General features: G+C 61.0%; 15 protein-coding genes. 8 read left to right on the forward strand and 7 right to left on the reverse strand.

Annotated elements, in window-relative coordinates; all coding sequences use genetic code 11:
* Positions 1 to 111: 111 nt before the first annotated feature.
* From FY112_RS09800 to FY112_RS09820, 5 genes are read right to left on the reverse strand one after another with little or no spacing between them, the layout of a single operon-like run.
* Positions 112 to 906 (reverse strand): heme ABC transporter ATP-binding protein, encoded by a 795-nt coding sequence (locus FY112_RS09800; RefSeq protein WP_151518287.1) that lies wholly within the window; start codon positions 904 to 906, stop codon positions 112 to 114.
* Positions 907 to 930: 24 nt separating this feature from the next.
* Positions 931 to 2,043 (reverse strand): iron ABC transporter permease, encoded by a 1,113-nt coding sequence (locus FY112_RS09805; RefSeq protein ID WP_151518288.1) that lies wholly within the window; start codon positions 2,041 to 2,043, stop codon positions 931 to 933.
* 2 nt (positions 2,044 to 2,045) lie between these two features.
* A complete protein-coding gene (locus tag FY112_RS09810; protein WP_151518289.1) occupies positions 2,046 to 2,972 on the reverse strand; it encodes an ABC transporter substrate-binding protein in 927 nt (308 codons plus the stop codon).
* 11 nt (positions 2,973 to 2,983) lie between these two features.
* On the reverse strand, positions 2,984 to 4,033 hold the full coding sequence (locus FY112_RS09815; RefSeq protein ID WP_151518290.1) for a ChuX/HutX family heme-like substrate-binding protein: 1,050 nt from the start codon (positions 4,031 to 4,033) through the stop codon (positions 2,984 to 2,986).
* An 8-nt stretch (positions 4,034 to 4,041) separates the two neighbouring features.
* Positions 4,042 to 4,224 carry a hemin uptake protein HemP gene (locus tag FY112_RS09820; RefSeq protein ID WP_012758649.1) on the reverse strand — a complete coding sequence of 61 codons (183 nt, stop codon included), beginning with the start codon at positions 4,222 to 4,224 and terminating at the stop codon, positions 4,042 to 4,044.
* Positions 4,225 to 4,401: 177 nt separating this feature from the next.
* Here FY112_RS09820 and FY112_RS09825 point away from each other — a divergent pair, with 177 nt between their 5' ends.
* The 5 genes from FY112_RS09825 (at position 4,402) to FY112_RS09845 (ending at position 7,326) form a co-directional block, all read left to right on the forward strand.
* The gene (locus FY112_RS09825) at positions 4,402 to 4,824 is read left to right on the forward strand and encodes a hypothetical protein (RefSeq protein ID WP_032990562.1); all 423 of its coding nucleotides are present in this window, start codon (positions 4,402 to 4,404) and stop codon (positions 4,822 to 4,824) included.
* A 54-nt stretch (positions 4,825 to 4,878) separates the two neighbouring features.
* Entirely contained in the window at positions 4,879 to 6,216 is a 1,338-nt protein-coding gene (locus FY112_RS09830; RefSeq protein WP_131629782.1) for a TonB family protein, read from the forward strand.
* 109 nt (positions 6,217 to 6,325) lie between these two features.
* Positions 6,326 to 6,733, forward strand: coding sequence for a DUF2325 domain-containing protein (locus FY112_RS09835; RefSeq protein ID WP_017961700.1), 408 nt, complete (start codon positions 6,326 to 6,328; stop codon positions 6,731 to 6,733).
* Entirely contained in the window at positions 6,730 to 7,002 is a 273-nt protein-coding gene (locus tag FY112_RS09840; protein WP_003542206.1) for a hypothetical protein, read from the forward strand. Before FY112_RS09835 ends, FY112_RS09840 begins: the two co-directional genes overlap by 4 nt.
* Before the next feature lie 9 nt (positions 7,003 to 7,011).
* Positions 7,012 to 7,326 carry an antibiotic biosynthesis monooxygenase gene (locus FY112_RS09845; RefSeq protein ID WP_017961698.1) on the forward strand — a complete coding sequence of 105 codons (315 nt, stop codon included), beginning with the start codon at positions 7,012 to 7,014 and terminating at the stop codon, positions 7,324 to 7,326.
* Between the two features lie 207 nt (positions 7,327 to 7,533).
* Here FY112_RS09845 and FY112_RS09855 read toward each other — a convergent pair whose 3' ends face one another.
* Positions 7,534 to 7,905: a DUF423 domain-containing protein gene (locus FY112_RS09855; RefSeq protein WP_017961697.1), complete on the reverse strand. Its 372-nt coding sequence runs from the start codon at positions 7,903 to 7,905 to the stop codon at positions 7,534 to 7,536.
* Positions 7,902 to 8,312, reverse strand: a complete 411-nt coding sequence (locus tag FY112_RS09860; RefSeq protein ID WP_017961696.1) for a group II truncated hemoglobin — start codon at positions 8,310 to 8,312, stop codon at positions 7,902 to 7,904. Before FY112_RS09860 ends, FY112_RS09855 begins: the two co-directional genes overlap by 4 nt.
* Before the next feature lie 167 nt (positions 8,313 to 8,479).
* Between FY112_RS09860 and FY112_RS09865 the strand changes: the two genes are divergently transcribed.
* From FY112_RS09865 to FY112_RS09875, 3 genes are all read left to right on the forward strand, one after another.
* Positions 8,480 to 9,043 (forward strand): TetR/AcrR family transcriptional regulator, encoded by a 564-nt coding sequence (locus FY112_RS09865; protein WP_026158825.1) that lies wholly within the window; start codon positions 8,480 to 8,482, stop codon positions 9,041 to 9,043.
* Positions 9,044 to 9,061: 18 nt separating this feature from the next.
* Complete coding sequence (locus tag FY112_RS09870) at positions 9,062 to 9,403, forward strand: SMR family transporter (RefSeq protein ID WP_017961694.1); 342 nt, start codon at positions 9,062 to 9,064, stop codon at positions 9,401 to 9,403.
* A gap of 191 nt (positions 9,404 to 9,594) precedes the next feature.
* Positions 9,595 to 10,270 (forward strand): ThuA domain-containing protein (locus FY112_RS09875; RefSeq protein ID WP_151518294.1); only part of this gene is annotated, 676 nt, incomplete at its 3' end.

The raw sequence follows: 10,270 nt of genomic DNA on the forward strand, positions 1-10,270 counted from the left end.
TATTTCGCACGAGGGTCACCACCGTCCGTTGCATGAATGATATCGCCCGGCATTGACCCAGATCACTGCCGACAACGTGCCGGGCGGTCAAAAGTTCCGCTCGCGCAGTGCTCAGGGGCGGGAAATGGCGCTGTGGGCGAGCACGAAGGGCGTGCCGTCTGATGGTACCTGGTTGATGCGCAGCGCGCAGCCGAACACCGAGAGCATCGTTTCGTTCGTCAGCACTTCACCGATGCTGCCGGCGGCGGCGAGGCGGCCGGATTTCATCAGCACGATGCGGTCGGCAAAGAGCGCCGTCAGGTTGAGATCGTGCATGACGGCGATGACGCCGCCGCCGCGTTCGCAGAAATTGCGGGCGAGCGTCATGATGGTCAGCTGGTGGCTGATGTCGAGGCTCGAGACCGGCTCGTCGAGCAGCAGCCAGCAGGGCTTGCCGTCGACGATGGGCTCGGCGATCTGGCAGAGCACGCGGGCAAGCTGCACACGCTGCTGCTCGCCTCCGGAGAGTTCCTGATAGAAACGGCCTTCGAAGCCGGTCAAATCGACGGAGGAAAGCGCTGCCGCCGCCGTCTGCTCGGCCTTGCAGGGATGCAGGTTGAGACCTGACGTCAGGCCCATGCGGACGATCTCGCGCACGGTAAAGGGAAAGGAGATGGTGCTTGCCTGTGGCAGCACGCCACGAATGGCGGCAAGCTGCCAGGGTTTCAGTCCCTTCACCTCGTCGCCACCGATGCGCACCGAGCCGCCATAGGCAAGTTCGCCGGAGATGGCTTTCATCGTCGTCGTCTTGCCGGAGCCGTTCGGCCCGGCAATCGCCGTCAGCTCGCCGGCTCTTGCGGTGAAGGAGACGTCGCTGATGATGGTTTTGCCGGAAAGGCGCACGGAGACGCCGGAAACTTCGATCATCGCAATATCACTCACAGGGGTCACTCACAGGGCAAGGCGCGAACGCTGCCGCAGCAGGATCCACAGGAAGAACGGCCCGCCGACCGCCGCGGTGATGATGCCGATCGGCAGCTCGGCCGGGGCCACCAGGGTGCGGGCCAGGACATCCGCGAAGATCAGCAGAGAGCCGCCGAGAAGAGCTGCGGCCGGCAGCAGGAAACGATGGTCGGGGCCGATCGCCATGCGCAGGATATGCGGCACGACGATCCCGACGAAACCGATGCCGCCGCTGACCGCGACGGACGCGCCGGTCGCCGCAGCGACGCCGACGATCGCGACATTCTTCAGCCGCTGCACCGGAACACCCATATGAAAGGCGGCCGCCTCGCCGAGCGTGATGGCATTGAGGCCGCGGGCCATGAAGGGCAGAGCGGTGAAGAACAAGAGGATGATCGGGCTGGCGGCGGCGATTTTCGTCCATGTGGCGCCGGCAAGCGAGCCCATGCTCCAGAAGGTCAGGTCGCGCAGCTGCTGGTCGTTGGCCATGTAGATCAGCAGTCCCGTGATGGCGAGGGCGAGGGCGCCAAGCGCAATGCCGGCAAGCAGCATCGTCGCCACCGAGGTCTGTCCGTGACGGGTGGCGATCCTGTAGAGCAGCAGCGTCGTGACGAGGCCGCCGCCGAAGGCCGCCGTCGGCAGAGCGTAGATACCGAGAAGCGCCTCGAGCGGAGCTGCGAGGCCGCCACCGAGCACGATCATCGCGACCGCACCGAGGCTTGCGCCGGAGGAGACGCCAACGAGGCCGGGATCGGCCAGCGGATTGCGGAACAGGCCCTGCATCACCGTGCCGGAGACGGCCAGCGAGGCGCCGATCAGGAAGCCGAGGATCGCTCTGGGCAGGCGGATATCGAAGATGATGATCCGGTCACGCGTGCTGAGCGTCGTCTCGGAGCCGGCGATGTTGCTGATAACGTCGAGGATTGAGGCATCCGAGGCGCCGGTCGTTACCGAAAACAGCATCGAAAAGACCGAGCCGGCGACAAGCAGCGCGATCGCCAGCAAGGCGAGCCGCGTCCTGTCGCCCGCCTGCCTGATTTCGCGGATGTCCGCCATCGGGAATCGTCGCCTTCGTTCCATCATGGCTTGCGGCAGGGCCATGATCAGCCCCCGTAGATCGCCGTGTTGAGCTCACGCGCGGCGGCTGCGGTGCGCGGGCCGAAGCCGAGCAGGTAGACGCCATCCATTCGGATGATCGCCTTTTTCTCGCCTGCCGGCGTCAGCGCGATCGCCGGCTGAGCCAGCAGGTTCTCGTTCTTGGTGCCGGCGCCGTCGCCGCGATTCATCATCAGGATGATGTCGGGCTTGGCTTCGATGATCGCCTCGTCCGTCAGCGGCTTGTAGCCCGGGAATGCGCCGATGGCGTTGATGGCGCCGGCGAGCTTGACGATGCCATCGGCGGCGGTGCCGGTGCCCGATGCCATGATCCGGCCGTTCTGGGCGCTGAGGATGAAAAGAACGCGCTTGCGCTCGGCCTCCGGGCGCTTTTCGGCATCGGCGATCGCCGCGTCGAGATCGGCCGCGACCTTTTCTTCAAGCGCCTTCGCCTTGTCGGGCACGCCCAGCAGCGTGCCGACACGGTCGATCTTGGCGATGATGCCGTCGCGGGTAAAGGCGCTCGGCACGGTCTCGAAGGGCACGCTGGCATTCTTCAGCACAGCCAGCGCTTCCTGCGGGCCTGAACCTTCGACGGCGATGATCGCCGTCGGGTTCATGGCGAGGATGCCTTCCGGTGAGAGCGCGCGCATGTAACCGACGTTCGGCAGCTTTAGCGCCGCCTCCGGATAGATGCTCGTCGTGTCCCGGGCGATGAGCCGGCTTTCCTCGCCGAGCGCATAGACGATCTCGGTGATGTCGCCGCCGACCGAAACAAGGCGCGACGTGTCGAGCTTCTTTTCCTCGGCGTGGGCGGCGCGGATGAAGGCGAAGCCTTGGATGGTCGGCGCCGGGATTAGCGGCAGCGCCATGATGGCCGCCGTCAGGGCCAGTTCCCAAGGACGGATCCGGCGCAGATTATTACGCATCGTCATCGTAGCGATCCTTATGCGGCCACACTTGCTGCCCGCGGCAGGTTTTCCATGATCTCGCGCCACTCGGCGCGTTCGTCGGAACCTTCCTTCCGCTTGCCGAAGAACTGGATGATCATCTCGCCTTCGGCATTGTAAGCCTCCAGCGAGGTGACGTGGCCGTCCGTGGTCGGCTTGCGTACGGCCCAGGTCTCGGCGATGTGATCCTGGCGCAGATGCAGGTGAAAGGTCGGGTCCATGATATTGATCCACGGCCCCATCGGCTGCACGTTGAAGATAGGGCCGGAATGGATCTGGACGATGCCGTTATTGGCGACGAAGCACATAATCGGCAGGCCGGATTTCACCGAGGCATGCATCATGTCTGCCGTCGCGCTGTTGTCGAGCTTCCAGGCATAGTCGTCGCCGACCGTGCGCACGGCCGCCTGGCGGCCGATCTTCAGGCGCTTCAGCATGCCGAAGAACTCATGCGTATCGGTGAGCTTGCTCCAGTTGTCGCGCAGCTCGTCGCGGTTGACGTCGGCGGTCTCATCGACGGCATTTGAGGTCTCAGCCTCGACAAAATCCTGCGACTGGTCTTCCAGCTTCAACTCGGCGACGATCGCGTGATAGGCTTCGACTTTCGAGCTCGGGCGCAGGTGCACCTTGTGCACGGCGTTGCCGGCCTTGTCGAAATATTGCAGGCTGAGGCGTTCTTGATCGCCATCCTTCTTGGATACGGCGAAACCATGCTCCCAGCGGCTCGGGAAGATGCGCAGATCGATATTCTCGCCGAGAACGATCGCGGCCTGCGCGCCGCTCTTGATGTTTTCGAAGACACCGATCTTCTCGTGAACGGCACTTTCGTTGCGCGACAGCGCCATTACTTCGCCGAGGCCGGCCACGTGCTCGAGAAGCTTCAGCGCACTGCCATCGATTCGGGTCACGCTGATGCCTGTTTCGGCGGCGACGAGGGCTGCCTCGGAAATCTTCAGCTGGGCGGCGATATCACGCTCGCGCATTTTCGGATTCTCGGCGCGAAACGCACGGATTTCGGCTGGCGCCGGTCTTGTCTGTTCGGTCATGTCCTACCCTACTTATTGAGAATGAGCTTGCCCTGACGGGTGATCTTCAGACGATAGACCAAGCCGTCATGTCTTATCATGATCTCGTTCGTGCCGCGGAAAAGGTCCGCGCTTTCGACGATCCGGTGCTGCGCCGCAGGCTCGCTCTGCAGCGGCACGTGCTTAAAGTTATCTGGCTTTTCAACCATCATTTCGGTTGGCAATTCCATGAAGCCGGTGATCAGGGGTCCCCGGTTGTGATGACAATTATCTTGACTTTCATACTCATAGTTTTTTAAAGACGCAATAGGAGACTATTGCAGTCAAGTTTTTGAGATTGCTGATAGGAGGCCGCCTGTCGGCGGTTCGCGACAATGGCGGAGAAGATGATGACGGTTAGGTTTGCGGCTGTTGCAGCTGGCATGGTGATGGCGGTTTCAAGCATATGCCAGGCGCAGGACGCGGCAACCGCCAAGCTGGATGTCGAACTCAACGCTCTGGCGCCATCGCAAAAGGGCTGCATGATGACTTTCGTCGCCGAGAATAATCTCCAGACCCCGATCAACAAGATCTCCTTCGAACTCGCCTTTTTCAACGACAAGAATGCCGTCGACCGCATCACCGTGCTCGACTTCCGCGATCTGCCGCAGGGCAAGAAGCGCGTGCGCCAGTTCGATATGCCGAATGTGAAGTGCGAGACGGTCACCCGCATCATCATCAACGACACGCCGGTCTGTGACGGTCCGGCCGCCGGCGAATGCATGAAGGGTCTCGTCACCCGCTCGCAGATTTCCGTTCCCTTCGAGGGCTAAGAATACGCCGGGAATGAATCCCGGTGGGCATGTCCAGACTGTCCGAGGCATAAGATGGCAATTTCAGCGAAGACCAGATCGAGACAGGTGCTCATCGGGGAGCCGGACGCTGACGGCAGTCTGAACGACAACCACATTCACCCCGGCCACGAGCTTTCCGACCTGCGCAATGTGCAGCGGCAGCCGGCCGGCGAGGCGGTGGTCCACTATGCGCGTTTCGCGCAGATACCCTCCTTTCCCGATCATCCGGAAGCCGCGTCGGATGTTGTCGCCGCCGCGCCGCCGATGGATGCGGCGGTGGAAAAGCAGGAAGACGAGAAGGCACCGGTGCGGCGACGGGTGGCGCTGACTTGTGTCGGTTCGTTCTTTTTTCATGCAGCATTGGCCGCCGCGCTGCTTCTGTTCGGGCCCAAGCCTTCAGATGAAATACTGATGGAGGCCGGAGAGGCAGTCAGCGTTGTCATGCTCGGTAGTTCGGACGCCGATCAGACCGCAGCCGGCGAGACCGACGTCACCATACAGGAGGAAATTGTTCCGGAGGCCGTCACGCCCGAGACCGTCCAGCCAATAGAAACAGCGAAGGTGCAGCCGAAGGCAGTCCAGCCGGAAACTGTCCAACCGACTGATGCGGAGCCGGTCGAGGCTGTTCAGCCGACACAGGAGATCACGCGTCAGTCACCAGAGACAGTGGCGGCTGTGGAACCGGAGATTCTCGTATCGGAAACTCCTGCCGAAACGTCCGTTGCTCAACCTATGTCGACGATGGTGCCCGAGCAGCCCGCAGAGATACCGGTACCGCCGGATGCTTCCATTGAACCGCCCGTCGCGACCGCGATGCAATCTGAACCAGAAGAGATCGCGCCAGTAGAGGCTGCCGCGATTTCTCCGGAGCCAGAGCCTCCTGTAGAAGCAGTAACTCCAACACCGAAGCCGAAGCAGAAAAAGCCGGTGGAAAAGAAGAAGGTGGAAACAAATGAGCCTCCGAGGGAGGCGAAAGGTTCCGAGGGCGATGCAAAGCAGGAAGCGCGCAGAGGAGTCGCCGACGGTCAGGATAATGCCAACGCCGACAGCAACTCGCGCACATCGGGCGGCAGGGACGGAGCAGGCGGCGCATCTGAAGCAAATTATAAGGGCAAAGTCTATTCGCGGCTGTCTCGTTGTGTCGACCGGCTGAGGCCGCAGTATCGCCAGAATACCGTATCCTTGAATGTTCGCGTCACCGTTAATAGCGACGGAGATGTCACTTCATCGCGCGTTGTCAAAGGCTCCGGTATGGCGGAAGTCGATAATGCAGTTCTAGACAGGCTCAATTCCTGCAGTGTTCCTGCTCTGCCGGATGAAATGGGATCTTCCCACGTGTTCGATTTTCCGGTCCAAGTCACGGCTCGATAAAATATGATAAAAATAATCAACTTTATACTTTACTCTAAAAATCAAGTTTAATAAGGTCCGCTTGCACACGCAGGAATCGTGTGACGATCAACGAGCGAACGGGTGGCATATGGCTCGCAAGGGCAAGAAGGGTTCGAACCGGGAGGTCCGCGATAGCGCGGGCGAGGACGCCGGTCAGGCATCCCTCGGACGGTCCAAACTGGATGGCCGCAGTTTCCTCTATGTCGGTGGCCGTGACTGCCAGGTGGCGCATCTTCGCCAAATCGCCAGCAATTTCGGCGCTGAGCTCATCCACCATGATGGCGGTCTGCGCGAAGCGGTTTCCCGCATCGATACTCTGCTTCCCTCGGTCGACTGCGTCTTCTGCCCGATCGACTGTATCAGCCACGATGCCTGCCTGCGTGTGAAGACAGGCTGTAAGAAGTTCAGCAAGACCTTCATCCCGCTTCGCAACGGCAGTAAGTCCAGCCTGGAGCGTGCGCTGCAGACGATGAACGAACGAGACAATTCCCGATGAACGACCAGCGCCCCGACGGCTTCACCATGATCGGCCTGCATAAGCTCGCCGCGCAGACAGGCGAGGGCCTCGTGCCGGAACTTTACGAACTTTTCCAGCAGCATGCCGAACGCCAGCAGATCTACCAGAATGTGACGCTGTTCCCGACCTGGGAAGCGCGCATGCCCGGGGAAGCGACAACAAGACCGCTTGGCCCAGCAGCGGCAAACGGCGATAATGTTCTCGCCTTTCCCTTGCGTTCTGCAAGGGCGGGCAAGAGGAAGGCGTAGGGAGATTCCATGTATATCGCAATGAACCGCTTCAAGGTTGCAACCGGGAGCGAAAGCGATTTCGAGACGGTCTGGCGCAATCGCGATTCCAGCCTGACCGAGGTGCCCGGTTTCGTCGAATTCCGCCTGCTGCGCGGCAAGACCAACGAAGAGGAGGGCTATACGCTCTATTCCTCGCACACGGTCTGGAAAAGCGAAGCGGATTTTCAGAACTGGACGAAGTCCGAGAGCTTTCGCGCGGCGCACCGCAATGCCGGCGATCACAAGGCGATCTACAAGGGGCCGCCGGTCTTCGAGGGCTTCAACGTGGTCGATGGCATTTAAATGCGGTCGATACGGTTTCGCCTTTCGGTATCGGCGATACTCTTCATTCCTGTGCTCGTCACAGGAATCCAGCCACGGCGCGTCCGCGCCGTGATCGACTCTCATACATGGAAAAACTTTTCCCGCGCCCAAGGACTTGGGCGCACTGGATTCCTGTGACAGGCACAGGAATGAGGGAGGAGAGGGCTTTAGCGGTCAGTAAAGCTCTCAAGTCCTGACGCGGAGGACAGCGCCTGCCGCAACGGCCAGCCAGCCAAGCATCATCGCCCAGCCGCCGGTCGGCGCGGCATAGGGGAAGAGGCCGGAGCCGGAAAAGCGCAGGGTGACGAGATCGCCCGCAAAAAGCAGCGTTCCGACAATCATCAGCAAACCGGCCAGCCAGGCGGTTCTGAGCCTGACGTTGCCGAGAGCCAATGCCAGCAGCGCAGGGGCGTGGGCAAGGCACATGGCAGATGCGGATGCCGCAAGATTGGCCTCGCCGCCGCCATGGGCAGCAAGGGCGGCAAGCGCCACGCCGGCTACGCCAAACAGGCCGGCAAAGAGATAAAGCACCGGCTCCAGACGCGCGTTCAGGCTCATGATTGTTCCTTGTTGTCGGTAGCCTTGTTCTGCATGTGATAGGCGAGCCGTTCCACCGGCGCCCAGATGAGATCGCGCAGCGCCTGGCTTGATATCGTCTCGTCCAGGGCGCGGCGGAAGCAGAGCAGCCATTCGTCGCGCTCGACAGGGCCGATCTCGGCGACGAAATGGCGGCTGCGCAGACGCGGATGGCCGCGCTTATCGGTATAGAGCGGCGGGCCGCCGAGATAACCGGTCATATATTCGTAAAATTTCTCTTCGCTGCCCACAAGGCTCGACGGGTGTACGGCGCGCACGTTTCTCGCCTCCGGCAAGCTGTCCATCAGTTCGTAGAAACGGTGCGTTAGCGCCCGCACGACAGGATCGCCGCCGATCGCCTGATATAAGGTGGTGACCTTCTCCGTCACGAAACCATCCCAATTGCCTCAACCATTCCCCGGCCTCTTCATGCACCGGGCGGAAAATGATCGCAACTGTCATCAAGGTGCCGCGGCATTTCGCGCATAATGCCGGGACGGTAGGGTGGCGGCCGATTCTCCTTGACAAAACCGTCCGGACGGTATCTTTTATTTGCATGTCGAACGCTCATCATCGCAAGAAGCAGCCCGTGCTTGTGCGCCAGCAGTTGCTGGAGGTCGCCGCGCGCCTTGCTGCCAGCGACGGCATGGCGGCAGTCACGCTCGATGCGGTTTCCGCCGCGTCCAGCGTCAGCAAGGGCGGGCTGCTGCATCACTTCCCGACGAAAAATGCGCTGCTCGATGCCCTGTTCGAGAGCCTGCTCGAAAAATTCGACGCCGATATAGAGGAACTGATGCGCGGCGATCCGCTGCCGCAGGGCCGCTTCACCCGCGCCTATCTCAGGGCGGTATCCGGTCTCAAGGAGCGTCCCGACGATTCCAGGAATTGGACGCAGGTGACGATCGCGCTTCTTGCCGAACCCCGGCTACGTCTTCGCTGGCGCCAATGGGTGCAGGCGCGGGCCGAGGAATATATCGGCACCGATTCCTCCCTCGACGCACAAGTCGTGCGTTTCGCCGCCGATGGACTTTGGTTCGCAGATACGTTGGAAAGCCATGATATCAACGGGGTTCTGAGGCGGGATCTCATCGATCGCCTTGTCGAACTGACCGGCAGGTAATTCGAAAAGGAATCCGCCATGAGCCAGGCCGCCGTCTACGGGCTGCTGTTTGCAGCCATCGTGCTCGAGGTCATCGGCACGACCGCGCTGCAACTGTCACAGCAGTTCACCCGCATCGGGCCGACGGCACTCGTCGTCGCCTGTTATGCGGCCGCCTTCTATTGCCTGTCGTTGACGCTGAAAAGCATCCCCGTCGGTATCGCCTATGCGATTTGGAGCGCTTTGGGAATCGTGCTGATTTCCTCGGTCGGCCTGGTGTTCTTCAAGCAGCGCCTCGACCTGCCGGCAATCGTCGGGCTCGGGCTGATCATAACAGGCGTTTTGGTCGTCAATCTATTTTCTAAATCGGTTTCGCATTGATATTGCTGTGATATTGCCAGGCGGTTTTTCCGTCTTCGGCCGGTAAATTTTCCCCTTTGTCAAAATACTGACAAAGGTCTATGTGTTCCTTGGACGTGGAGGAGACGAGGCGCAGCCGGCGCCGTTTTCCAAAGCGCTTTGAATCCTGCCTTCCCGCCTATCGATACTTCCAGGTTCTACAGGAGCACATCATGGCCATTCGCACCGTCGTCTGGGGAGAGAACATCCACGAGAATACCAATGAGATCGTCCGGGGGATCTATCCCGAAGGCATGCACACAACGATCGCCAATGCGCTGAACACCGATCCAAGTATCTCGGCGACGACAGCGACGCTGCAGGAGCCGGAACACGGCCTCAGCGAAGCCCGCCTTACAGAGACCGACGTGCTGACCTGGTGGGGCCACAAGGATCACGGCGCAGTTTCCGATGTCGTCGTCGAGCGTGTCGCCAAGCGCGTCTGGGAAGGCATGGGCCTGCTGGTGCTGCATTCGGGCCATTTCTCCAAGATCTTCAAGCGGCTGATGGGCACGCCCTGCGCGCTGAAATGGCGCGAGGCGGGTGAGCGCGAGCGTCTGTGGACGATCAACCAGCGCCATCCGATCGCTGCCGGTATCGGCGAACATTTCGAGCTTGAGAACGAGGAAATGTACGGCGAGCAGTTTTCGGTGCCGGAACCGCTCGAAACGGTGTTCATCTCCTGGTTCCAGGGCGGCGAAGTGTTCCGCTCGGGCCTGACCTGGCGCCGCGGCGCCGGCAACATCTTCTATTTCCGCCCGGGCCACGAGACCTATCCGACCTATCACGACGTCAATGTTCAGAAGGTGCTGATCAACGGCGTGAAGTGGGCCTATAACCCTGAGGGGT

This window comes from Rhizobium sp. PEPV16, assembly GCF_008919455.1.
In the GTDB taxonomy this organism is placed as follows: Bacteria; Pseudomonadota; Alphaproteobacteria; order Rhizobiales; family Rhizobiaceae; genus Rhizobium; species Rhizobium leguminosarum_Q.